17 protein-coding genes are annotated in these 23,488 nt (G+C 64.6%); 5 read left to right on the top strand and 12 right to left on the bottom strand.

The window, feature by feature from the left end; all coding sequences use genetic code 11:
* Nucleotides 1-4 precede the first annotated feature (4 nt).
* The 8 genes from ASE13_RS18125 to ASE13_RS18090 form a co-directional block, all read right to left on the bottom strand.
* Entirely contained in the window at nucleotides 5-400 is a 396-nt protein-coding gene (locus ASE13_RS18125; RefSeq protein ID WP_235537045.1) for a response regulator, read from the bottom strand.
* 51 nt (nucleotides 401-451) lie between these two features.
* A complete protein-coding gene (locus ASE13_RS18120; RefSeq protein ID WP_056619541.1) occupies nucleotides 452-1,105 on the bottom strand; it encodes a response regulator transcription factor in 654 nt (217 codons plus the stop codon).
* Nucleotides 1,074-2,588, bottom strand: coding sequence for a PAS domain S-box protein (locus ASE13_RS18115; RefSeq protein WP_056619539.1), 1,515 nt, complete (start codon nucleotides 2,586-2,588; stop codon nucleotides 1,074-1,076). The genes ASE13_RS18120 and ASE13_RS18115 overlap by 32 nt, the downstream gene beginning before the upstream one ends.
* Before the next feature lie 751 nt (nucleotides 2,589-3,339).
* Nucleotides 3,340-4,698 carry a Gfo/Idh/MocA family protein gene (locus ASE13_RS18110; RefSeq protein ID WP_056619536.1) on the bottom strand — a complete coding sequence of 453 codons (1,359 nt, stop codon included), beginning with the start codon at nucleotides 4,696-4,698 and terminating at the stop codon, nucleotides 3,340-3,342.
* Between the two features lie 72 nt (nucleotides 4,699-4,770).
* Nucleotides 4,771-5,931, bottom strand: a complete 1,161-nt coding sequence (locus ASE13_RS18105) for a Gfo/Idh/MocA family protein (protein WP_056619533.1) — start codon at nucleotides 5,929-5,931, stop codon at nucleotides 4,771-4,773.
* Between the two features lie 10 nt (nucleotides 5,932-5,941).
* Nucleotides 5,942-6,388, bottom strand: a complete 447-nt coding sequence (locus ASE13_RS18100; protein WP_056619528.1) for a cupin domain-containing protein — start codon at nucleotides 6,386-6,388, stop codon at nucleotides 5,942-5,944.
* 74 nt (nucleotides 6,389-6,462) lie between these two features.
* Nucleotides 6,463-8,415, bottom strand: a complete 1,953-nt coding sequence (locus ASE13_RS18095; RefSeq protein ID WP_056619523.1) for a glycoside hydrolase family 97 protein — start codon at nucleotides 8,413-8,415, stop codon at nucleotides 6,463-6,465.
* The gene (locus tag ASE13_RS18090; RefSeq protein WP_056619520.1) at nucleotides 8,412-9,131 is read right to left on the bottom strand and encodes a GDSL-type esterase/lipase family protein; all 720 of its coding nucleotides are present in this window, start codon (nucleotides 9,129-9,131) and stop codon (nucleotides 8,412-8,414) included. The genes ASE13_RS18095 and ASE13_RS18090 overlap by 4 nt, the downstream gene beginning before the upstream one ends.
* A gap of 343 nt (nucleotides 9,132-9,474) precedes the next feature.
* Here ASE13_RS18090 and ASE13_RS18085 point away from each other — a divergent pair, with 343 nt between their 5' ends.
* Both ASE13_RS18085 and ASE13_RS18080 read left to right on the top strand, forming a co-directional pair.
* Nucleotides 9,475-10,911 (top strand): L,D-transpeptidase family protein, encoded by a 1,437-nt coding sequence (locus ASE13_RS18085; protein ID WP_056620141.1) that lies wholly within the window; start codon nucleotides 9,475-9,477, stop codon nucleotides 10,909-10,911.
* 14 nt (nucleotides 10,912-10,925) lie between these two features.
* Nucleotides 10,926-11,243 (top strand): hypothetical protein, encoded by a 318-nt coding sequence (locus tag ASE13_RS18080; RefSeq protein ID WP_056619517.1) that lies wholly within the window; start codon nucleotides 10,926-10,928, stop codon nucleotides 11,241-11,243.
* 20 nt (nucleotides 11,244-11,263) lie between these two features.
* Here the strand turns inward: ASE13_RS18080 and ASE13_RS18075 are convergent, their stop codons facing one another.
* From ASE13_RS18075 to ASE13_RS18060, 4 genes are all read right to left on the bottom strand, one after another.
* Nucleotides 11,264-12,757 carry a tryptophan halogenase family protein gene (locus ASE13_RS18075; protein ID WP_056619514.1) on the bottom strand — a complete coding sequence of 498 codons (1,494 nt, stop codon included), beginning with the start codon at nucleotides 12,755-12,757 and terminating at the stop codon, nucleotides 11,264-11,266.
* Nucleotides 12,754-13,785, bottom strand: a complete 1,032-nt coding sequence (locus ASE13_RS18070) for a cupin-like domain-containing protein (RefSeq protein WP_056619512.1) — start codon at nucleotides 13,783-13,785, stop codon at nucleotides 12,754-12,756. Before ASE13_RS18070 ends, ASE13_RS18075 begins: the two co-directional genes overlap by 4 nt.
* A 5-nt stretch (nucleotides 13,786-13,790) precedes the next feature.
* Nucleotides 13,791-14,513 carry a SapC family protein gene (locus tag ASE13_RS18065; protein WP_056619509.1) on the bottom strand — a complete coding sequence of 241 codons (723 nt, stop codon included), beginning with the start codon at nucleotides 14,511-14,513 and terminating at the stop codon, nucleotides 13,791-13,793.
* A 134-nt stretch (nucleotides 14,514-14,647) separates the two neighbouring features.
* Nucleotides 14,648-17,794 (bottom strand): TonB-dependent receptor, encoded by a 3,147-nt coding sequence (locus ASE13_RS18060; protein WP_056619506.1) that lies wholly within the window; start codon nucleotides 17,792-17,794, stop codon nucleotides 14,648-14,650.
* Between the two features lie 381 nt (nucleotides 17,795-18,175).
* Here ASE13_RS18060 and lldD point away from each other — a divergent pair, with 381 nt between their 5' ends.
* The 3 genes from lldD to ASE13_RS18045 all read left to right on the top strand — a co-directional run bounded on the left by lldD (nucleotide 18,176) and on the right by ASE13_RS18045 (nucleotide 23,240).
* Nucleotides 18,176-19,333: an FMN-dependent L-lactate dehydrogenase LldD gene (lldD, locus tag ASE13_RS18055; RefSeq protein WP_056619503.1), complete on the top strand. Its 1,158-nt coding sequence runs from the start codon at nucleotides 18,176-18,178 to the stop codon at nucleotides 19,331-19,333.
* A 42-nt stretch (nucleotides 19,334-19,375) separates the two neighbouring features.
* A complete protein-coding gene (locus tag ASE13_RS18050) occupies nucleotides 19,376-20,839 on the top strand; it encodes a Gfo/Idh/MocA family oxidoreductase (protein ID WP_056619500.1) in 1,464 nt (487 codons plus the stop codon).
* Nucleotides 20,840-21,044: 205 nt separating this feature from the next.
* Nucleotides 21,045-23,240 carry a hypothetical protein gene (locus ASE13_RS18045; RefSeq protein WP_235537044.1) on the top strand — a complete coding sequence of 732 codons (2,196 nt, stop codon included), beginning with the start codon at nucleotides 21,045-21,047 and terminating at the stop codon, nucleotides 23,238-23,240.
* The last annotated feature ends 248 nt before the right edge of the window (nucleotides 23,241-23,488 follow it).

The raw sequence follows: 23,488 nt of genomic DNA, 5'->3' as shown, positions 1-23,488 counted from the left end.
GAGTTCAAGGCGCTCGGAGCGATGTGACCGCTCTGATCAATTCATTCGGGCGCAGCGGCTTTTCAAGCACTGCATGATAGCCGGCTGCGGCCGCGGCTTCCCGCAGGGCGATGGACGGAGTGGCCGCGATCAGGATGGCGCGCCCCTGCCAGCCGATTCCGCGCAATTCGCACAGAACTTTGATTCCGTCAGTACCCTGGAGCTGATAGTCGGCGATCAGGATCTCGGCGCTCATGCTCCTGGCGTCCGCGAGGAGAAGTCCGGCAGCCGGATAGGAGCTGACTTCGAAGCCATGCGCGCGCAGCTTCAGGTGCAACGAACGGCGCATATTCTCGTCTTCTTCGACAAGAAGGATATGAATGCCTTGCGCTGGCGACAGAGGATTGGTTGGCTGGGACACGTTGCGACCTGTATTTCGGTCGAACAATGCCCCGATGCGGCCGCTTCGTCTTTACGTGGTGTCCCCAGCTTGTAATGACACGGGTCCGATATCCCCCGCCATGCCCGCCGCGAACGCGATGCGCAACGCTTCGGAGAGGCTGCGCACCCCCAGCTTGCTCATCAGGCCGGCACGATAGACTTCCACCGTGCGCGGCGAGATGTCCAAATCATGGGCGATCACCTTGTTGGGCCTGCCGGCCACCAGCCCTCGCAGCACGTCGCGTTCACGAGGGCTGAGTGCCGCGATCCTCACTTGGGCATCGTGTCGATGCGAATTTGCGGCAACGCCTTGTTCCAGTCTCACAAACGCGATTTCGATCGCCTGCGTCAGGACCTCCATCTCGAACGGCTTCTCGATGAAGTCCGAGGCACCGGCCTTCATGGCGATGACGGCGGTGTTGATGTCGCCATGACCGGTCAGCACGATTACCGGCATTGTCACGCCACGGTGGTTGAGTTCGGCTTGAACTTCCAATCCATCCATCACCGGCATGCGCACGTCGAGCAATATGCATCCCCGCTCGGCTCGCTTCACGTCGGCGAGGAATTCGACGCCCGATACATAGGTGTACACCTTGTATCCCGACGTCCGCAGCAGGAAGCCGGCGGAGCGTCGAACCGCATCCTCGTCGTCAACGAGGTGGATGACTCGTTCTTGCGTCATCGGCTTCTTCCCCTCCCGCTGCCATGATCGTGAAATTGAAGATCGTGCCGCCGCCGGATCGCGGCTCGGCCCAGATGCGCCCGCCATGCGCCTCGACGATGGTGCGGCATATCGAAAGGCCCAGCCCCATCCCGCGCTCCTTGGTGCTGGTGAACGCTTCGAAGAGCTGAGCGTCGACCTCGGGAGCGAGGCCGGGCCCGGTATCGGCGACCGAAATGCGTACCATGCCGCGTCGGTCAGCTTTGGTGGCGATCACGATCTGGCGCACGGGCGAGGCCGACATCGCCTCGACGGCGTTGCGGACGAGGTTCACCAATACCTGCTGAATCTGCACGCGATCGACCAGAACCGCGTCCGCCTTGGGATCGAGCGCGTAATTGGCCTCGATGCCGCGTTCTCTCGCGCCGATCAGTGCGAGGCGGCTTGCCTCATCAATCAAGTTCGGCAGTTCCTCAACGTGCTTTTCGACATCGCCACGCGAGACAAAGTCACGCAGCCGCCGCACGATCGTTCCAGCGCGGAGCGCTTCCTTCGCGGATTCCGCAATGGCTTCGACGAACATCGACTCGATCGCCTCGTTGCGTTCCGGGCGCTCCAGCAACTTGCGACTTGCTTCGAGGTAATTTGCGATTGCCGTGAGCGGCTGATTGAGCTCATGCGCGAGCGTCGATGCCATCGTGCCCATTGCCGAAAGGCGCGAGACGTGGATCAGCTCCGACTGGAGCTCCTGCAGCCGAAGTTCCGCACGCTGCTTCTCGGTCAGATCGCGGATGAACCCCGTAAAGATGCGGTGGCCGTCCGACTGAACGTCGCCGACCGAGAGCTCCATCGGAAAGTCGGTGCCGTCGCGACGCCGGCCAACGACGATGCGCCCCATCCCGATTACGCGTCGCTCCCCTGTGGTGAGGTAGCGTTCGAGATAGGTATCGTGACGGTCGCGATCCGGGGAGGGCATCAACATCGAAACATTGCTTCCGATCACGTCGGCTTCGGAAAATCCGAACAGGCGCTCGGCAGCAGCGCTGAACGACAGGATGACGCCGCGATGATCGATCACGATCATCGGGTCCGGAACGGTCGCCAGGATAGACCGCAGATGCAGTGCGCTCCGTGCGAGCGCGACTTCGGCGGCCTTGCGTTCGGTGGCGTCGACAAGGATCAGGCCATAGCCGCACAACGCTCCATCCACATCGCGGAGGCAGGTGGTCGTGACGTCCGCCAGATATTCCGAGCCGCCCTTGCGGACGCGCCAGGCCTCCTCGTGAACGGTTTGCCCCGCCGCCGCCCGGCCCAGGTCAGCAGACGGCTTTTTGGCCGCCACGTCGGCGGGCGGATAAAGCATCGTCACAGGTTGACCGATTATCTCGTCATCGTCCCAGCCGGTAAGCAGCGCGGCGCCACGATTCCAGGTGAGGATACTCCCATCAACATCGGCCAGGAAAAGCGCACGACCTTCGGTACTCGCAACGAAGTGTGCAAGCATCGTTGCTTGGTCTACTTTACACCCGTCCATGATCTCCCTATCGTCCGATGCAGGCGTCTAGACGATTCCGTGCGCGATAATTGTCCAATTGTCACTGTAAAATTAACGAATCTTGGATAGTTCTTCAGATCGTGATGGTATCTTGACGGAGAGACAGAACGTATCTGGATACGTGACGCCGAAGTGTAATCTGCCAAAAACTCCAGCGATCATCGACGCTGTAGAAACGCAGATTATTCATCCATTTTACCGCGAAATATTATTAGCCAGCACTGATATCGTCTTGCATTGATTGCAGTAGTTCTCCCACGGACGAAGCGGCGCGAAAACGGGCGTGCGAAGTGGCGGCCGCCTTCCGGCTCCCGCCGGAAACTGCCGTTCCGCCTTTGGCGAACTGCAGTCGTCCCCTGCAATGTAGGATTTCGTCTGCTCGCCTCGGGCGGTCGGCCTTGCCGTCGCGCTCTTTGACACCGTCGGATCGATCGAATTCGCAAGACCTTCAACGCGCATGGCGCGTACCTGTAGCCTTGGTGGCGCCAACCCGGCGTGTGGGTGTGGCCTTGGTGGCGCGTCAGTGGCGCGCAGGTGTAGCCAAGGTGTCGCGTCACAGGCGCGTCCGGCGCACCCGTGTCAACCACGCCACGAATTTTATCGTTGAATATCAACGCCCATGGCGTGTCAACGCCGCGCGAAAACCCGCTTTCGAGTCAACCGGAGTCAACCAGATCGTCCGCGCGGCGCGTCGCGACCTCTAGATCGCGTATTTCGCCCGTTGTGGCCGGCTGAGCATCGCATTCGCCTCGTCGTCGCCGATGAAGCGCTCGGCCTTCGGGTCCCATTTGAGGCGACGGCCGGTCTTCATCGCGGTCCAGTGGAGCAGGCAGGTCGAAAGCGAGCGATGGCCGATCTCGGCCGGTGCGCTCACCGGCACGCCTGTCTTTATGGCATCCAGCCAGTTGCGATGCTGCTCGGGGACCTTGAGCAGATGCACTTCGTTCGGGCCGATCACGCTGGTGAGGATCTTCGGGTCGCTCGCCTGGAGCGGATCGATCTGCGGCCCGCCCGGATCGCTCGCCGTCACTGCGCCGCTCCGCGTGACGAAGATCCAGCCCTTGTCGCCGATGAACTTCACGCCGTTGGGCAGCGCGCCGGAAACGGTCATCGTCACGCCGTTGGCGTAGCGCGCATGCGTCTCGAACGCGCCGTGAACGTTCCACAAGCCGCTCTTGGGGAATTCGGCCTTGCCCCAGATCTCGACCGGGCCCGAATGCTCCATGTCCATGCCCCAATGGGCAGTGTCGATATGGTGCGAGCCCCAGCCGGTGATCATGCCCGCGCCGAATTGCTCGATGCGAAGCCAGCCGGGGCGGTTCTCGAACGAGTCCTGTGGGTGGACGCCGATCTCGGTATAGGGAATCTCGGGCGTGGTGCCGAGCCAGGCGTCGTAGTTGAGGTTGCTTGGCACCGGCATCGGCGGCGCCTCGGGGCCTGAAGGGTCGCCGGGCAGCCCTACTTCGACCCGAAGGATCTTGCCGATGCGGCCGTTGCGGACGAGCTCGCAGGCGCGGTGGAATTGCGGCCAAGGGTCCTGCCCGCGCTGCTGCGAGCCGATCTGGACGATGCGCCCGCTCGCCTTGACCGCATCGGCCATCGCGCGGCCTTCCGAGATGGTCAGCGCGGCGGGCTTCTGGAGATAGACGTGCTTGCCGGCGCGCACTGCATGGACCGCCTGCGGGGCATGCTGGTGGTCGGGCGTGGAGATCAGGACCGCGTCGATGTCCTTGTTCGCGAGCAGCTCGCGATAGTCATGGTACATCCGCGTGCCCGCATAGGGCTTGCCGGTGCTGGCGGTGTAGCGGGCGTCGACCAGCTCCTTGCCCGCGCCGAGGCGGATCGTGTCGACGTCGCACACCGCGACGATCTGCGCGTCGGCGTGCTTGTGCACTTCCTTCATGTCGTGGCTGCGCGAGATCCGCCCGACGCCGATGGCGCCGATCGTGATGCGGTTCGACGGGGCGTTCTGGCCGAACACGCTGGACGGGACGATCGTCGGCGCCGCGATCATCGCGCCGGTCTTCAGGATGCCGCGTCGAGTAATGTCGAGGTTCATGCGCAATCCTCCAAACACATCGTCACCCCCGCTTTCGCGGGGGTGACGGTAAGGGTGTGGGTTGGGTGCCCATCATCCCAGCTTCGGCCGCGTGGCGTTCTTCTGGGCGGTGAGCACCAGCTCGGCGGCGAGCAGCGCCTGATCCTGGTCCTGCGCGATCGACGAGCGCTCGACCACATCGGTCACGAATTGCGGCCCGAACGGCAGCGGGACCTTCGAGCAGTCGATGTAGCGCACGCCCTTCTTGTCGGTGAGGAAGAGGTGGTTGCCGCCCGGCCGCCCCGCCACGTCGACATATTTCCGCAGCTCGATCGAGCCTTCGGTGCCGACGAGGAACAGGCGCCCGTCGCCCCAGGTCGGCAGCCCGTCGGGCGTGAACCAGTCGACGCGGATATAGCCGGTCCCGCCGTTGCCGGTGGCGATCATGTCCCCGAAATCCTCGAATTTCGGCTTGTCGGGCCAGTTGAGATTGCCGGTCTGCGAGGCGACGACCCGCGCCGAGGTCGAGCCGGTGTAGAACAGGAACTGATCGGCCTGGTGGCTGCCGATATCGGTGAGGATGCCGCCATAGCGGGCCTTGTCCCAGAACCAGTCGGGACGGCTCGGCGCGCTGACCCGGTGGGGCGCGAGGTTGACGGTCTGGATCACCTTGCCGATCGCCCCCTGCGCGACCAGATCGCCGGCATGGACCGCGGCGCGCACCTCGAGCCGCTCCGAATACATGATCGCGAACTTCCTGCCGGTCTCCTTGATCGCCCGGCGGACATCGGCGAGCTGCTCGAGGCTGGTGATCGCCGGCTTGTCGCCGAGATAGTCCTTGCCGGCACGCATCGCCCGGATGCCGAGCGGCGCGCGCAGATCGGGGATCGGCGCGCCGATGATCAGCTGGATCGCCTTGTCGCCGAGGATTTCATCCTCGCTGCGGGCGAGCCTGACGCCGTTGCCGTACCGCTTCTGGAAAGTCTCGATCTGCTTCGGATCGGTGGCGAAGAACGCGACCGGCGTGCCGCCGCCCCGGATCATCGCGTCGGTCATGCCGTAGATATGCGCATGGTCCAGTCCGATGACGCCGAACTTGATCCGGCGCTTCGCGGTCGGCTCCGGGCCGGCCGGCGCCGCGTCGGCGGAAACGGCATTCCCCTGGGTCTGCGACTGGGCAGCGAGCATTTCCGGCGACAGCGCGGCAGTGATTCCGGCCAGTCCGGCGCCGGTCAGCATCGTGCGGCGGTGCATGCGGTTCTCCTCATTTCGCCGGCGTTGCCGCCGTCTTCCAGTTGATCACGTGGTAGGTCGCCGGTGTTTCGCCGACATTGCGCAACGCATGCGGCGAATTCGAAGCGTTGAAGATCACGGAGCCCGGTCCGAGGCGCTTCCATGTGCCGCCGTTCAGCACCTCGACCGTGCCTTCGCGAACGATCACCAGCTCCTCATTCGGATGGGTATGCGGCGGGTGCGAGGCGAGTCCCGGATTGAGCGTGGTGACGTGCATCTCGAGCTCGTCGAGCGTTGCGGTGGGCTGGCGGACAAGGTTGCGGATCGCGCCGACATCGGTGGCCTTCGCGTCCATCTTCGTCCAGTCGAACACTGTCGGGCCGAGCTTCGCGGGGGCGGTCTGGGCGATGGCACCGGCCGCGCAGGTCGCCAGTACCGCGCCCGTCGCGACCAGCATGTCCCGGCGCGTAACCTTCATCGTCGCTCTCCCAGATCCGCGATCTTCGCCACGTCATTTGTCCGAACTTACCTAAAATGCGACAGCTGTGAACCCTATTTGTCTGAGAATATTGCCACTGCTCCGCCGCTCGCTGCGAGCGGGAGCTCGATCGTCTCGGCCGCCGTGACCTTGCGCGTTTCCAGCGAGACCGCATCTGCCTTGTCGCCGTCGGTCCAGATCCGCGCGGTGACGGGCTTCTTGCCGAGAAAGGCGAGCGGCACGCGCACCGTCCGGGCAGTCTCCCCGTTCATCGCGCCGAGATACCAGCGCGTGCCCTTGCGGCGGGCGAGTACGATGAACTCGCCGGTCTCTCCGGCAAGGAACCTTGTCTCGTCCCACGTCGCTGGAACCTGCTTGATGAAGTCGAATCCCGCCGGGGTGGCCGCATAGGTGTCCGGGCTGTCGGCGACGCTTCCCAGCGGACTGAGGAAGACGACATACATCGAGAGCCCATGCGCCCGGGTCGTCTGCACGAAAGGCAGGTCGTTGCGGATCCTGAATTCCGTCGGAGTCATGTTGCGAAAGCCGCCGGGAGTATAGTCCATCGGCCCCAGCAATCCCCGGGTATAGGCGAGCGTCACATTGTGGCGCGCGGTCACCCGGCGGCTCCACTTGTTGTACTCGGCGCCCATCACGCCTTCCTGCGTCATGAAATTGGGCCAGGTCCGCGTCGTCCCGCGCGGCGGATAGGCGCCGTGGAGGTCGACCATCAGATGGTGCCGCGCCGCCGCGCCCAGCAATTTGGTGTACCAGTTGACCATCCACTGATCGTCGCGGTCCATGAAATCGACCTTGATCCCGGCGATGCCGAGCTTCTCGTAGAGCGCGAGCGCATCCTCCATCTGCTCGTCGAGCGCTTGCCAATGCGTCCATAGCCACAGCCGGACCTTCTTCGCCTTCGCATAGTCGACCACTTCCTGGAGGTTGATCGCGTCGGACCATCTGGTGATGTCGACGCCAGGACGGCGCACCCCGCCCCCGCCCGCACCGGCATACCAACCCTCGTCGATCATCGCGTAGGGCAGACCATTGGCTGCCGAAAAGTCGATGAACGCCTTGGCGACCGCAGTGCTGGTGCGCTGCCCGGGCAGGCTGGCGATCACCGGGCCGTTCCACCAGTCCCAGCTGGCGATGCCAGGCTTGATCCAGCTGGTGTCCTCGATGCGGCTCGGGCTCGAGAGATTGGTGAGCAGGGTGGATTCGCTCAGCTTGCCGAGTTGGTCGGCGAGCATCACCACGCGCCACGGCGTGACGATCGGGCTGCCGATCCGAGTGCGCACCGCGATGCGCGGATCATCGAGCGAAGGCGACAATTTGAGCTGAAGCCCGAGCCCGCCATCGCCGCGGCCGGTCAGATACATTCCGGCGAAGTCGATCAGATCGGCCTCGGCGAGCGCAAAGGCGGCGCTGCCGGTCTCACAGACAAAGGGCAGGTCGAAGAGATTGTGGTCGCGCATCCGGCTGGTATCGATCGGATCGAACTCGCCCTCATGGCTCGATCCGAACTTGCCGACATTGAACCCCCAGCATTTGTACGTTTGCGGGAAATAGAAGCCGGTGCGCTCATAACGGATGATCGCCGCCGCGGTCGCCGGCTGGGCCGGGATCACGCTGCGAAAGGCGATACCATCGTCATAGGCGCGCAACACGACGTCGAGCTTGCGCGTCGCCCCGCCTTTCTCCTGAAAATGGACGGTTAGCTGGTTGTAGCGATCATGCCCTTCGGCAGCCTTGCCCGCGACGATCGGATAGCGGGCATCGCCGCTGGTGGGTTCTGAGCCGGTGATCGTCAAGCCATAGCCCAAAGTGTCCGTATCGAGATCGAGCAGGATCGGTGACGGCGCGAGCACCGGCGCCCCGCGGCGGGCGACCGTATAGACCGGCGTGCCGGTGGCGCTGACCTGCATCGTGATGCGGTTGATACCATCCGGCGAGACCAGTTCGAGCCGCTGGGCCGCCGCCGGAGCCGATGACAAAAGGAGGACCGCCGCGGCGATCCCCTTCATATCTTACGCGCCCGCAGGAACGGCTCGATCACCGTCGCCATCATGTCGTAGCCCTGCTCGGTGGGGTGAACGCCGTCGGTCGCCATGCCCGGTTTCATCGCCCCTTTCTCGTCGGCGAGGACCGGCCAATAATCGATCCAGGTCGCGCCGGCGCTCTTGGCGTAGCTCTTGAGCCAGGCGTTGATCTCGCGGATCGGCTTCACCGTCTCCAGCCCCGGTCGCCACGGGAAATGATCGGCGGGCGGCACCGAAGCGATCAGCACCTGGATGCGATTGGCTTGCGCGATGGCCGTCATCATGCGGAAATTGTCGAAGGTCTGCGCGAGCGTGATCTTGCCGGTATTGCCGGCAACATCATTGGTCGCCGCCATGATGTGGACATAGCGCGGCTTGAGCGCGACCACGTCGGCCATCATCCGCAACACCATCTGCGGTGTGGTCTGGCCGCTGATCCCGCGGCCCACGCGGCCGGACTTGAAGAAGTCCGGACGCTTGCCACGCCATCCCTCGGTGATCGAATCGCCCATGAAGACGATGTTCGTCCTCGCCCCCGATGCCAGCAGCTTCCGGTTCTCCTCGGCATAGCGGCCGAGCCACGGCCAATCCTCCTTGAGCTGGCGCTGGTGCTTGTCCTCCCAGCTCTCCTGCGTCTGGGCACGAGCCGCGAGCGGCAATACGAGCGCGCCGGCCAGAAAGCCGCGACGGACGATCGACATGTTTGATCTCTCCTGTCTCAGCGGTTGGGCAACCCTCCCGCATTTCACCCGAGCTTAGCGGCGCGAAGAAAGCAGGCAAGCTCGCGCGGTGGCTGCCGTTCTTGAGAGGGGGCCCGTTGCGGGCGCGGATTCCGGGCTCGAGTTCGGACAGCGATCCGCGCCCCCGTTTAGCCCGCGGTCGGCATATCTCGGCCGCGGGCTAATAGTTGCTCGCACTCGCACCCAAAATTCGCCTATTAGCACCTCGATTCAACCGAATTGCCGGGGGGCAAGCATCCGGGCAGGAGTATTGAGTGTGATATCGCGAGCGATTTTGGGTCGAACCGTGCGGCTGGGCACCGCGATGGCGAGCGTCATCACGCTGCTGGCTGCCCCGGGATTTGCCCAGCAACAAACCCCGCCCGCCGTGCCATTGGTGCAGCCGGTGCCCCTCGTCGCTCCCGTGCAGGTGATTCCGCCGCCGGTGCTCAGTGCCGCGCAGACCACGCAACTGGCCCAACTCCTTGCCGATGCCGGCTTCGCGCACGGCCTGCGTCACGACGGCAGCGCGCAGCCACGCCTCCAGGGCAACGACGCGGTGGTTCGCGCCGCACTCGATTATGCCCGCGCGGTCCATTCGGGCCGGCTCGATATCAGCGATTTCCAGCAGGATTGGGGCCTGCGCCCGGCGGCTTATGATCCGCTTCCCGCCTTTGCCGATGCAGTGAAGCGTGATCGCATCGCCGCCTGGTTCCGCGCGCTCCCGCCGCCTTATGCCGGTTACGACGGACTCCAGAAGGGCCTCGCCAATTACCGCAAGATCGAAGCGGCCGGCGGCTGGGCCACGCTCCCGGCCGGTCCCGACATGGCGGTCGGTGCGAGCGGGCCTCGGGTCGCGGCGCTGCGCAAGCGGCTCGCAGTCGAGGACGGGGATGTCGTTGCCATGGGCGACAAGTTCGACGCGGCGCTCAAGGAAGCCGTTATCCGTGCCCAGCGGCGCTACGGCCTCAATCCCACCGGTCTGGTTTCAAAGGGCACCCTCGGCGCCCTCAACGTGCCGGCAGCCGATCGCGTTCGCCAGATCATGGCGAATATGGAGCGCTGGCGCTGGCTGCCGCAGGAGCTTCCCGCCAAGCGCATCCAGGTCAACATCGCCGCAGCGGTGCTCACCGTGTTCGAGGGTGACGCCCCGATCGCCTCGATGAAGGCAGTCACCGGGCGTCCGGGCAACGAGACGCCGATGCTCCAGTCGCGCATCCACTCGATCGTGCTCAATCCGCCGTGGAACGTGCCCGCCGGGATCGCTGCCAAGGAGCTGTTCCCCAAGGGGGCAGCCTATCTGGCGCGCAACAATTACAAGATCATCGGCACCGGCGCGGGTCGCCGGATCCAGCAGCAGCCAGGGCCCAAGAGCGCGCTCGGGCTCTACAAGTTCGACTTCGACAATCCTTATGCGGTGTATCTCCACGACACGCCGGCGCAAGCGCGGTTCGCGAGCTTCGACCGGCTCGACAGCCATGGTTGCGTGCGGCTGGAAAAGCCCGGCCCGCTTGCGCAATTGCTGCTGCGCAACGACCCTGCCTGGCAGCCCGAGCAGATCCAGGAGGCGCTCGCCACGGGCAAGACCCAGCGCGTCCAGCTCCAGCCGCAGGATCAAGTCCATGTCTATCTGCTCTACTGGACCGCGTTCGCGAGCGCGAATGGCCAGATGAATTTCCGCGGCGATCCCTATGGCTGGGACAAGACGCTGGCGGCCAAGATCGAAAGGCGCTCGGCGATCACCGCCGTCGCCGCACGTTGAAAGGGGAATATTTCATGAGCTTGAAGCGAATCGCATTGTTCGCAGTGGCCGGGGCATTGGTGCTCGGCGGCTGTTCGGGCGGCAACGACGAGCCCGCGGCGCCGACGAACAATGTCGAGAACATGACGCCGATCGAAGTCGGGAACACCGCGGTGGTGCCGACCGAGGCCCCGGCCGCGACTCCGATCGACAATGTCACCGCCACTCCGCAACCTGCGACAGTCCCTACCGATCTCAGCACGGACGAGCAGACGCAGGACGATGCCGACGCCACGGGGATGACCGCTCGCGTCTCGCGCGACGAGGGCAACGAAGCCCAGCCCGCGCAGTAAACACGCACCCGCCGGCGGCGTCAGGGGTCGCCGGCGGGGCAATATTGCGCGAGGAATTCCTGGTGCGACGGCATCCGCGCGACGCCCTTGTCGATGTTTGCCTTCAAGGTTCCGAGCGCCGTTCGCAGCTCGTCGGGATCCATCATCTTGGCCAGTCGGTGATAGCTTGTGGGCGCGAGCCCCTGCCCGAGCAGTACCTGCACCCAGCTGTCCACCCGGAACAGGTCGTTCCCGTCCTGATAGGCATGCGCGTCATCGCGGAACAGTGCCATGCGCTGGGCGAGGCTGTCGGGTATCTCCATCGTCCGGCAGCGATCCCAGAACGGCGAATCGTCGCGCTGGGTGAGATGATAGTGAAGCGTGATGAAGTCGCGGATGCCCTCGATCTCATGGCGTGACTGATCGTTGAAGCGGTTCGCGATCGCCTCGTGGCAGCCGCCGAACGGGAATTCCTGGATCAGCCGCGTCACGGCGACCTTGACGAGATGGATGCTCGTCGATTCGAGCGGCTCGATGAAGCCGCTGGCGAGCCCCAGCGCGACGCAGTTCTTGTTCCAGACCTTCCGACGGGCCCCCGTCTGATAGCGGATCAGGCGAGGTTCGATCAGAGGATCGCCATCTATGTCGTTGAGAAGTTTTGCCCGAGCATCCTCATCGGACATGAACTCGCTGCAAAAGACGATGCCGTTGCCGACGCGGTGTTGGAGGGGGATGCGCCAGCGCCAGCCCGCTTCATGGGCAATTGCGCGGGTCAGCGGGATGGCGGGACCGACCGATCGCGTCTGCACGGCGAAAGCGCTGTTCGTGGCGAGGTATCGCGTCCAATCTTCATAACCGGTCTGAAGCGTTTTCTCGATCAGCAAGGCGCGAAAGCCGGTGCAATCGAGGAACAAGTCTCCTTCGATGTTGACACCGGATTCGAGGACGAGTGCCGTGATGAAGCCGGTTTCGGGATGCTGGAGAACCCGCGCGATCTTGCCCTCGACACGCTTCACGCCCGCGGGCTCGGCGAGCCCGCGCAGGAAGCGGGCATAGAGCGTCGCATCGAGATGATAGGCATAGTTGATCGGGAGCCCTTCGGCCTTGGCGAACTTGCCCGCCTCCGACGCCTGCAGCTCGAAGCAATAGTCGGCGAGGCTGCCGCCGAACCCCTGTTCGCGCGCCTCGAGCCAGAAATGGTGAAAATCGGCCATCCACGTCGACCGCGTGCCGATCTCGCCGAAGCTGTGGATGTAGCGATCGCCGATCTGGCCCCAATTCTCGAAGGCGATGCCCAGTTTGAAGGTCGCCTGCGTGGCGCGCATGAACGCCTGCTCGTTGATGCCGAGCAGTTCGTGGAAGGAACGCGAGGTCGGGATCGTCGATTCCCCTACCCCGACGGTGCCGATCTCGTCGGACTCGACCAAGGTGATGTCGATCAGCGGCCCGAGCTGCTTGACCAACGCCGCCGCGGCGACCCAGCCGGCGGTGCCGCCCCCGGCAATGACGACGCGCTTCACGACCTGTTCGTTCATCGGTTCAACCTGTTCAGGAGTTGTGCGCGCAATCGCCGGGCCTTCGTCTCGTCGATCGGCGCCAGGTTGCCGCGCGCATGCTCGGGCAGATGCGCGCCCGCGCGTGTCGGATCACCGAAGACGTAGTAGTCGAACAGCGCCTTCCACCCCTTTTTCTCATGTTCCGGGCGGTCACGCAGGCTGAGCAGCGCGTGGAGCAGGGTCGTCTGGGGCGTGTCGATGAAGCCTGGCGAGGTGTTCCACCAATAGTTGATCATCGCATTGAACGGATCGAGCGCCTCGACCTGATGCCACCACAAAGCGGGATAGATGAGCGCATCGCCCGGCTCCATCTCCGCCACCTCGGCCGCCGCAAGCGCTTCGGCAAAGCCGTGATGGCGCGCCAAATCGGGTGCGTCGAAATCGACCATGGAGACGACCTGGCCCGCAGGCGTCGGATCGAGCGGGCCGGGATAGAGATTGGCAACCTGATCGGGCGGAAACAGCGTGAAGCGCCGATGCCCCACCAAGGTGACGGCGATGTTGTTCGACATGTCGTAATGCGCGGATGCCGTGGTCCGGTTGCCGATCCAGATGCTGACCAGCGGCGGATTCTCCACCAGCTGCGGATCGCCGAACGGCAGCGCGGCCTGTGCACGCAGGCCCGGCATATACTGATCGATATCGGTGGAGCCGATATAGATCGCCGGCGCATTGGGATCGCCCAGGCCGGCGAGAAGCTGGTCCAGATAGCCGGACAGCGATCCGCGCTCCCTGGCAAAATTGAGCGCAGTGCAATCTTCGGCATAGCCGAAACGGCCACCGATCGCGGGATCGCCGACATAGGCCGTGACGGGACGGCCGCCGTCGAACTGCTTGAGCCAGGCAATCGCCGATTCCGCGCCTTCCAGCCCGGCAGCGACCAGCGGCACGTCGCGCGCGATCCCGCGCAGGATCGCGGGGCGGCCATCGGCGATGAGATCAGCAACCGGCAGGCTGGACGCGTGCGCCCCCTCGATCACGCGCGTGCGGCGGGTGATGGCAGGCATCGCGATCAGCCGATCGTGTCCAGCAGCTTTTGCTTGCGCGCAATCAGCTGCTGGACGTTGCCCAGCGATGCCAACGCCAGGATGGCGAGACGCAGCACGCCCGAGCGGTGCAACCGCTCAAGCGGCTCGCCGGTGAGGGCCGCGAGCCGCTCCACGTCCACCACGAGCACGTCGGGCACGGTATATCGCCGATCCTCGCTCACATCGATGGTGAGAGTGACCGGCGTGAGCAGCCCGGCTTCGTCGAGCGCCGCATAAAAGGCGGGAGCGTTCTCCATCTCCTGATAGAGCAGCCGCAGCACGCCGGAGATATGGTCGAGATAGGGCGCATTGCCGCCATGCTCCAGGAACAGCGGCAGACCCTCGCCATCGCCGACGCGCGGATCGTCCATGTCGACATGGATCATCGGCTCGCCGGACTCCGGGTCGGCGGAGCTTCGCGTTATGCCGATGGAGAAGGGACCGCGCCGATGGCTCGCGGGCACATAGCGGCTCGTCCAATGGTCGCCGGACAGGAACAGGTTTTCGTCGCGGTCCAGCCCCAGCAGCGCATATGCCTGAAGCCCGGTCTCGCGACGACGGAATATGATGGCGAACTCGCGCTGCAGCTCCTCGAATTCGGCGGGAAACACCAGCGCCTGATTGGCGGCGTCGCCGAATTCGGCGCCCGCCTTCGGGCTGACGCGCAGGTTCGCATGGTCGATATTGTTGATCTGTACGGGGTTCATCCGCTCCGGTCCTGTCTATGCTCAGGTCTAGCAGCGCGATTGCGACCGACAAAAGAAAAAGGCCGCTGCACAATGCGCGGCGGCCTTTCTCCCCCTTTGTCGGGAGTGGACCCAAGGCCCACTCCCGAATTCGGTCAGAAGCGGAAGCGCCCGCCCAGGTAGAAGCGCGGCTTCAGCTCCTGGACATAGACCAGGTTGGTCTCGGTGCGGGCATATTGACGGAACGGCTCGCTCGTCAGGTTGACCGCCTCGAGCGACACCGAGAAGTTCTGGGTGATGTCGTAGCTGATGTTCGCGTCCAGCGTGCCGAAGGTGTCGGTGAACAGCGGGTTGCGGTTGCCGCCCTGGTTGGTTCCCGACAGATACTTGTCGCGCCAGTTGTAAGCGACGCGGGCCGAAAGACCGCCCTTGTCGTAGATGGCGGTGAAGTTGGCGCTGTCGCCCAGGCCCGTCAACGCGAAGATGTTGACGTTCGGATCGGCATAGGGGTCCACATTCACGTCACCATCGACCTTGGTGTACGATGCCGAGAAGCCGAAGCCGGTCTGACCGAAGAAGTGGGTCCATGCGACTTCGAAGCCGTGGATATTGCCTTCACGGTTGTTGACCGGGCCGCTGATCGCGAAGTTGAACAGCGGGTCGCTCGCGTTGGGGATGATATCGACCGCGGTGGCAAGGGCATTGTAGAACGCCGTGCCGAGACCCGTCCCCGGAGTATAATTGGCCTGGAATTGTGCCGTCGCCGCTGCCTGGTTCCCGTTATTCTGCACCAGGAGCGCCGTGTAGGCGAACAGGTTGATGTCGCTCAGGGGGATGTTGTTGTTCCTGAGATAATCAAGCGCAATGCCCGAACGTGTGCCCGGCGCGCCCGAGCTCGGATCCCGCAGGCCGAACAGATTGCCGTTGGTCACCTGGGTGCCGATGAAGTTGCGCACGTTCTTGTTGAAGAAGCCGATCGAGACGAAGCTCGAAGGCTTGTAGTACCACTCCAGCGACACGTCGAAATTGTCCGACTCCAGCGGCAACAGACCCGGGTCCTGCACCGTTGCGGCCGCAGCCGCTGCGCCGAGAGCCGTGGGGCGATTCGGTGCTCCCGCAGTCACGGATGCGAACAGATTGCCATAGTCCGCACGGGCCAGCGTCTGGCTGAACGAGGCACGCGCCACAACGTTGTCCAACACCTCGATGTTGAAGTCCATCGACGGCAACAAATTGTCGTACTTCGCCTTTATGGTGATGGCATCACCGGCGGGTCCACCGTCGACATAAAGGTCGTTGTCCGCCGCCCAGCGAATTGCCTGCGGCACCGACTGGAGAGAGATCGAATTGACCCTGGTCTGTTCGTAACGGACGCCGATCAATGCGTTCGCCTTGCGTCCGGCGATCTCGCCGGACCAGGCCAGCTGGCCATAGACCGCCCAGGTCTTCTCGCCCACCGTATCGTCCGCCGACCCTTGCAGCGCAATATTCCTGCCGGGCTGGTTCACATAAAAAGGCGAGAAGATGTCGAGCAGATCGACTGCGTTCCCACGGAACGCAACCAGCGCCGAACCGCTCGAATTCGGGTTATATTTATCGAACTTGCAGGTCATGCAGAAGGTTTTGACGAGATCGCCGGCCATCTGCTTGACGATCCCGGTGTCGGTGATGCCCCAGTCGCCCAGCATCTGCTGGGTATTGGAAGTCGTCGACCGCATCTTCGAATCGACATAGTCGCCGCCGAAGTTGAAGCGGCTCCCCTCGCCCAGGTCCCAGGCGAAGTCTGCTCCGAACTGGTTGATCCGGGCTTCCTGCTCCGAGGTGATCGTGCGCGCGATCTGGGTTCCCATATCGCCGATGTCGAGCTGGTTGTTGCAGTTGCCGCCGCGGCCACCGTTCGTCGCAGGGCAGTCGTTGATCGTTTCCGACTGCTGCGGGAAGCCGGTGGTGTAGTCGACGCGGTGCGTCGCGCGGACCGGCGCACCGATCGAGATCGTCGTCGCCGAGGAACCGTTCGAATTGTCCGGTTTGGTCGTCGACTTGGAGTGGTTGGCGTCGAGCGTCAGCGAGAGGTTATCGGTGAAGTTCCACTTCAAATTGCCGCCGATCGAGTACAGTTCGGTGTCGGTGGCGTATCGCTGCTGCTCGTAGCCCTTGTCCGCCTGGACCGCCTCGGCAAGAATGACGGCGCTCTGCATCTGCTTGTTGTCGTCGAAGGTGACGTCAGTGAACGGCCGCTGGAACCAGTTGGTCTGCTCGCTGCGCTCGTCGCTCAGCTTGTTGCGGGCATAGAGGCCGTCGACCGTGATCTCGAGAGCGTCCGACGGCTTGAACTGGACGACGGCCTGGCCGTTGATGCGCTCGCGGCGATTCTCGGAGAACTGATAACGGCTGTCGTTCGGGATCTGGACGTACGGCGTGGTCGGACGATTCGTGATGTTCGTCGTCGGGCTGATGTACGGGCCGGCGGTGCTCAGGAAAGAGGCCAGCGGCACGATGTTCCAATAGTTCGGATTCGACTGGATCGAAGTCGATTCGCGCAGCTGGTAGCTGCCGAACAAAGTGACGCCGAAGGTATCGCCGGCGTTCTTCCAGTTGATCAGGCCCGACACTTCGGGCGTGACCTTGCTCAGATCGCCTTCGGCATCCTCGACCGTGGTGTCGTAGAGCGCCTTGGCGCCGATCGAGCCGGACAGGCCGTCCTCGCGCGCATCGAGCGGCCGGCGGGTGACGATATTGATCGATGCGCCGATGCCGCCCGACGGAATGTTGGCGCGGCCGGTCTTGTAGACCTCCAGCGTGGCGACGCCTTCCGACGCCAGATTCTGGAAGTCGAACGAGCGGCCGGTGCCGCGCGCGAAGGCATTGCCGGTGCTCGTGTCGATGCTGGTAGCCGGCAGCTGGCGGCCGTTCACCGTCACCAGGTTGAAGCCGCCGCTGAAGCCACGGACCGCGACCTGCGAACCTTCGCCATTGGCGCGGGTGATCGACACGCCGGTGATGCGCTGCAGCGACTCGGCCAGGTTCGTGTCGGGGAACTTGCCGATGTCCTCAGCGGAGATCGCGTCGACGACGCCGGCGGAGTTGCGCTTGATCGCGATCGCCTGATCCAGCGATGCGCGGATGCCGGTGACGACGATATCCTCGCTGGTGGCGGTGTCGTCCTGCGGTGTCTGTGTCTGTTCCGCCTGCGCCGCGGGGGCGTCCTGCGCCGCCGCGATGCCTGGCAGCATCAGGCAAGCGGTGATGGCGATTGCGGAAGCCGTGCGCGCGAGCGCCGGCGTGAGCCGTGAGCTATTCATCTGTCCCCTCCTTGTTGGCGCGAAGGCGCGCCACATGGTTTTTATATGAGCCGGCTATGTCGCCACTCGATGTTAACGCTACCAAATTGTCTTACGTTGTCAACATCCGACAGGCATAAAATGCCCCGGGTGATTTATGTTTATTATCAGTTAGTTATGCGTAGAAGGTGGCTCGGTGCTCGCGAAATTTGATGCGTGCGATAAAAATGGCACAGCATCATTCGTACCATGCGTTCATGGGGGCGGAACGCGCCGCCGGCGCAGATCGATTCGGGTATTGTCACTTAACTGCTGGTCACCGCCGAGCCTTGCGCGCATCGTGCCGACAGCCGAAGCTGGCCTCGACAGCAGGTTCCATCTTATGGCACAGCATATCACGCGATGAGACAAGCAGCTTCCACCCTCGATTATCGCGAGCTTGCTCGCCGCCGCCTGCCGCATTTCCTGTTCGAATATATCGACGGCGGCTCCTATGCCGAAGTGACTCTGAAACGGAACGTCGATGATCTTGCGGCAATCGCGCTGCGCCAGCGCATCCTGCGCGACGTCTCGTCGCTCGATCTCTCGACCACGCTGTTCGGCCAGAAGCTCGCGATGCCGGTCGCGCTCGCCCCGATCGGGCTGGCGGGGATGAATGCCCGGCGTGGCGAGGTGCAGGCGGCGCGCGCGGCCGAGAAAGCGGGCATTCCCTTCTGCCTGTCCACTGTTTCCGCCTGCCCGCTCGGCGAAGTCGCGCGCGGCACCTCGGCGCCCTTCTGGTTCCAGCTCTACATGATCCGCGACCGCGGCTTCATGCGCGAACTGCTCGATCAGGCGACGGCGGCGGGATGCAACGCCCTGGTGTTCACTGTCGACATGCCGGTACCCGGGTCACGCTACCGCGACTATCGCTCAGGGCTCGCTGGGGCGAGCGGCGCGGCCGGCGGCCTGCGCCGCATGTGGCAGGCAGTGAAGCGCCCGGGCTGGGCCTGGGATGTCGGCGTGCATGGCCGCCCGCACCAGCTCGGCAATGTCGCACCCGTGCTCGGCAAGAATACCGGGCTCGAGGATTTCTTCGCCTGGATGCGCAACAATTTCGACCCGACCGTGAGTTGGCGCGATCTCGACTTCATCCGCGAGCGCTGGAACGGCCCGCTGATCATCAAGGGCATCCTCGACGCCGAGGACGCGCGCGCCGCTGCCGAGGTCGGCGCCGACGGGATCGTCGTCTCCAACCATGGCGGCCGCCAGCTAGACGGCGTGCCCTCGACTGCGCATGCGCTCCCCGCGATCGCCGAGGCGGTTGGCGACAAGCTGACCGTGCTCGCCGACGGCGGCGTGCGCTCGGGGCTCGACGTGGTGCGGATGCTCGCACTGGGCGCGAAGGGCGTGCTGCTCGGACGCGCCTGGGCGTTCGCGCTTGCCGCGCGCGGCGAAGCGGGCGTCAGCCACATGCTCAAGCTGGTCGAGGCCGAGATGCGCGTCGCGATGGCGCTCACCGGCTGCACCAGCATCGACCAGATCACGCGCGACGCCCTGGTGGAGGTGACGCGCCGCTGAAGTTGAAAAAGGGCACAAAAGCCCGGCAGGAGAGGATAGAGGATGGATCGTAGCGAAGGACCTGCCGTTCGGCGGCGGGACGTTCTCGGCGGACTCGCGGCAGGCACTGCGCTCGCGACCGCACTCGACGCCCATGCGGCGAGCGCCGCCGCGGACAAGCGCAAACGTTATGTCTCGGTCGGTGTCGGCAGCCGCAACCGCATGTATCAGCAGGCTTTATGGGGCCCGCACAAGGCGCATGGCGAGCTGATCGCGGCGTGCGACACCAATCCCGGCCGGCTCGATTATGTGGCCGGCCAAGCGATCAAGGCGGGCGCCAAGCCGCCCCAGCCCTATCTCGCCGCCGACTTCGACAAGATGCTGCGCGAGCTGAAGCCCGACGCGGTAATCGTCACCACTCCCGACGCATTCCACGACGATTATGTCGTCCGTACGCTCGACGCGGGCTGCGACGTCATCACCGAAAAGCCGATGACGACCACCGCCGAAAAGGCGCAGCGCATCCTCGATGCGGTCAAGCGCAGCGGCCGGCACATCCGGGTGACCTTCAACTATCGCTATTCGCCGTTCCGCAGCCAGGTGAAGGAGCTGCTGATGTCGGGCGAGATCGGCGACGTGCTGTCGGTCGATTTCCAGTGGCTGCTCAACACCGTCCACGGCGCCGATTACTTCCGCCGCTGGCACTCGAACAAGGCGATTTCGGGCGGGCTGATGGTGCACAAGGCCACGCACCATTTCGACTTGGTCAATTGGTGGCTCTCGGACCTGCCGGTCAGCGTCGCCGCCACCGGCAAGCGCGAATTCTACACCCCCGAGATGGCACGCCGCTTCGGGCTCGACGGGCCGCACCAGCGCTGCCACACTTGCCCGGAAAAGGCCGAATGCAGCTTCTTCTTCGACATGGCCGCCGATCCGGGATTGAAGGCCCTCTATCTCGATAACGAGAAATATGACGGCTATTTCCGCGACCAGTGCGTCTGGCGTCCCGAGATCAACATCGAGGACACGATGAACGTGATCGTCGGCTATGCCGGCGGCACGACGCTGAGCTACAGCCTCAATGCCTTCAATGCGTGGGAAGGCTATCACATCGCGTTCAACGGGACGAAGGGCCGGCTCGAGCACAGCGTGGTCGAACAGGCGGGCGTCGCCGGCGCGAGCAACCAGGACGAGGGCGACCGTATCAAGACGCGGATCGTGCCGATGCGCGGAAATCCGCGCGACATCGTCCCCTCCACCGGCGCGGGCGGACATGGCGGCGGCGACGCAGTGATGCTCGCCGACATCTTCGATCCGAACGCGCCGAAGGACCCGCTGTTGCGTTCGGCGGACGAGCGCAGTGGTGCCGCCTCGATCCTGATCGGGATCGCCGCCAATCGCTGCTTCGAGACGGGCAAACCGGTGAAGATCGGCGAATTGGTGACCGGACTCGACTGGCCGAACTATCCGAAGATGCCCGGGCACAAGGATCCGGTGACCCAGCCGCCGCGGATGCAGCGGGCATAGGTTTGGCTTTGGCTGGCACGGCCGCCCCACCAGCCGTCACCCCCGCGAAAGCGGGGGCCCATCTCCCGTTCTGTCCACCAATCCTCCGGTGCATTTTGCTGTTCGCGCACGAGATGGGCCCCCGCTTTCGCGGGGGTGACGCGGTTTTATGAGGCGGCGGGGCTTTTGCTCGCTCGCCGCCTTCGCGGGGGTGACGGTATGTGAGGTGGCAGCGGTCGCCGCCCCCGCCCCCGCCCAACCGATCGACCGCCACGCCCTGGTGACGCGCCACAACGTGACGCTCACTCGCGTCGACCCGCACGCCCCGCTGATGCTCGGCAACGGCAATCTCGGCTTCACTGCCGACATCACCGGGCTACAGACCTTTCCCGAGCAATATTCACCGATCGCGCCGCTGCTGACCATGGCGCAATGGGCGTGGCACAGCTTCCCCAACCCCAAGGGCTATACCGAGCGCGACGGGCTGGTGATGGTGCCGGTCCCCGGGCGCGGCAACCAGCCTTATCCGTGGGTCCGCGACTGGTCCGAGATCGAGAAGAGGCCGGCGTTGCAATGGCTGCGCGAGAATCCGCACCGCTTCTCGCTCGGCCGGATCGGACTGGCGCTGCTCCGGCGCGACGGGGCGCAGGCGCAGTTCAGCGACTTGTCCGCGACCCGCCAGAAGCTCGATCTCTGGTCGGGATCGCTGACCAGCAGATTCGTGTTCGACGGCCAGCCGGTGCGCGTCGAGACCTGGGTGCATCCGACACGCGACATGGTGATGGTGTCGATCCGCTCGCCGCTGGTCGCAGCGGGCCGGATCGGTGTCGATATGCGCTATCCGGGCGTCTCGGCGAAGCTCAATCCCGATCCTTCGGACTGGACGCACGACGATGCACACCGCACCCGCATCCTCGAGCAGCGCCCCGATCGACTGGTGGCCGAGCGACAGCTCGACGACACGCTTCACTATTCGACGATCCATGCCCTGGGCGGCGCCGTAAGGCGCACCGGCACGCACGGCTTTCGTGCGCTTCGCCGCGGTGGCGAACGGCTGGATGTCACCATCAGCTTCGATCGCGAGCGGCGGCAGCCGGGTGCCTTCGACGTGGCCGCAGTCGCACGACATTGGCGCGACTATTGGATGCGCGGCGGCGCGGTGGATTTCAGCGGCAGCACCGATCCGCGGGCGGCCGAGCTCGAGCGGCGCGTGGTGCTCTCGCAATATCTCGCGGCGATCAATCAGGCAGGTGCATATCCACCGCAGGAGGAAGGCCTGTTCTCGAACAGCTGGAACGGCAAGTTCCACCTCGAGATGCTGATATTCCACGGCGCGCATTGGGCCAGCTGGGGCCGCCCGGAGCTGCTCGAACGCAGCCTCGCCTGGTATCTGCAGGCACTGCCCTTCGCCCGGCAAGTCGCGCGGCGCCATGGCGTCGAAGGCGCTTGGTGGAGCAAGATGGCCGGGCCCAATGGCTGGAACAGCCCGAGCACGGTCAATCCGTTCATCATGTGGCAACAGCCGCACCCGATCTATCTGGCCGAAATGGTCTGGCGCACGCGCAGCGACCGGGCGACGCTGGCGCGCTACGGCGAGATGGTCGAGCAGACCGCGCAACTGCTCGCGAGTTGGCCGCGTCGCGATGGCGAACGCTACGCCCTCGGCCCGCCGATCATTCCGGTGCAGGAGAATCATCCGCCGCTGACCACGGTCAATCCGACGTTCGAGCTCGAATATTATCGTTGGGCGCTCGGCACCGCGCAAAGTTGGCGCGAGCGGCGCGGGCTGGCGCGCAATAGGGAATGGGATCGCGTGATCGCCGGCCTCGCGTCGCCGACCGAGCGCGACGGCCTCTATCTGCCCGTCGAGACCGAACCCGATTTCTGGCGCACCGCCGCCTCGCTCGCGTGCAGCCGCCACGCAACGCCGCCGCACTGCCTCAACCGCGATCATCCGTCCTTCCTGATGGCGTTCGGGCTGATCCCGGGGAGCCGGGTCGATCGGGCCACCATGCGCCGCACGCTCACCGCCACCGAGTCGCATTGGGACCTGCGTCAGACCTGGGGCTGGGACTTCCCCGTGGCCGCGATGACCGCGGCACGGCTCGGCGATCCGGAGAAAGCAGTCGATTGGCTGTTTCGCGACCTGCCCAATAATCGCTGGGGCGTGAGCGGGATGACCCCCCGTGTCCATCTGGAAGCGGAGAGGCAGTTGGTGGGCCCTGCCGCCGCCGGCGGAAGCGCGGGACCCGACGGACCGGGCTATGCGCGCGCCGCCGAAACCTATTTCCCGTCGAATGGATCGCTGCTGCTGGCGGTGGGGATGATGGCCGCGGGATGGGAAGGCTCGTCGGGGACCGCGCCTGGATTTCCCCGCCATGGCTGGAAAGTCCGCACCGAGGGCATCCGGCCGCTGCCCTGATTGTCCCGTTACGGGGATTCTCCGTACTGGCCGCGACACGTATTCAGGAGTATGAAGGTTGAGCTCCGGAGGGTTCCCCCCTAAGGGGTGCGGTCGGGCGGCGTTTAACTCCCTTTTCCGCCGCCCGGCCGTCCTGCACCGCTAGCCGGTAAGCCCGCTCCGGACACCGCGCCCGACGTTCGGCCGGCAGGAGCGATCGCGCAATTTCCGGCTATTTGCCATGGCTTGCGGTAAAGTTCAGGTCCAGC

The organism is Sphingomonas sp. Root241 (assembly GCF_001428865.1).
Taxonomy (GTDB): domain Bacteria; phylum Pseudomonadota; class Alphaproteobacteria; order Sphingomonadales; family Sphingomonadaceae; genus Sphingomonas.
The sequence above is the reverse complement of the archived record's forward strand: the minus strand, read 5'-3'. Positions and strand labels throughout refer to the sequence as shown.

What these genes read in the sequence shown, in the direction of transcription:
- ASE13_RS18120 (WP_056619541.1), bottom strand. Translation starts at nt 1,105, where the DNA reads ATGACGCAAGAACGAGTCATCCACCTCGTTGACGACGAGGATGCGGTT.
- ASE13_RS18115 (WP_056619539.1), bottom strand. Translation starts at nt 2,588, where the DNA reads ATGCTTGCACACTTCGTTGCGAGTACCGAAGGTCGTGCGCTTTTCCTG.
- ASE13_RS18110 (WP_056619536.1), bottom strand. Translation starts at nt 4,698, where the DNA reads ATGAACCTCGACATTACTCGACGCGGCATCCTGAAGACCGGCGCGATG.
- ASE13_RS18105 (WP_056619533.1), bottom strand. Translation starts at nt 5,931, where the DNA reads ATGCACCGCCGCACGATGCTGACCGGCGCCGGACTGGCCGGAATCACT.
- ASE13_RS18100 (WP_056619528.1), bottom strand. Translation starts at nt 6,388, where the DNA reads ATGAAGGTTACGCGCCGGGACATGCTGGTCGCGACGGGCGCGGTACTG.
- ASE13_RS18095 (WP_056619523.1), bottom strand. Translation starts at nt 8,415, where the DNA reads ATGAAGGGGATCGCCGCGGCGGTCCTCCTTTTGTCATCGGCTCCGGCG.
- ASE13_RS18090 (WP_056619520.1), bottom strand. Translation starts at nt 9,131, where the DNA reads ATGTCGATCGTCCGTCGCGGCTTTCTGGCCGGCGCGCTCGTATTGCCG.
- ASE13_RS18085 (WP_056620141.1), top strand. Translation starts at nt 9,475, where the DNA reads ATGGCGAGCGTCATCACGCTGCTGGCTGCCCCGGGATTTGCCCAGCAA.
- ASE13_RS18080 (WP_056619517.1), top strand. Translation starts at nt 10,926, where the DNA reads ATGAGCTTGAAGCGAATCGCATTGTTCGCAGTGGCCGGGGCATTGGTG.
- ASE13_RS18075 (WP_056619514.1), bottom strand. Translation starts at nt 12,757, where the DNA reads ATGAACGAACAGGTCGTGAAGCGCGTCGTCATTGCCGGGGGCGGCACC.
- ASE13_RS18070 (WP_056619512.1), bottom strand. Translation starts at nt 13,785, where the DNA reads ATGCCTGCCATCACCCGCCGCACGCGCGTGATCGAGGGGGCGCACGCG.
- ASE13_RS18065 (WP_056619509.1), bottom strand. Translation starts at nt 14,513, where the DNA reads ATGAACCCCGTACAGATCAACAATATCGACCATGCGAACCTGCGCGTC.
- ASE13_RS18060 (WP_056619506.1), bottom strand. Translation starts at nt 17,794, where the DNA reads ATGAATAGCTCACGGCTCACGCCGGCGCTCGCGCGCACGGCTTCCGCA.
- lldD (WP_056619503.1), top strand. Translation starts at nt 18,176, where the DNA reads ATGAGACAAGCAGCTTCCACCCTCGATTATCGCGAGCTTGCTCGCCGC.
- ASE13_RS18050 (WP_056619500.1), top strand. Translation starts at nt 19,376, where the DNA reads ATGGATCGTAGCGAAGGACCTGCCGTTCGGCGGCGGGACGTTCTCGGC.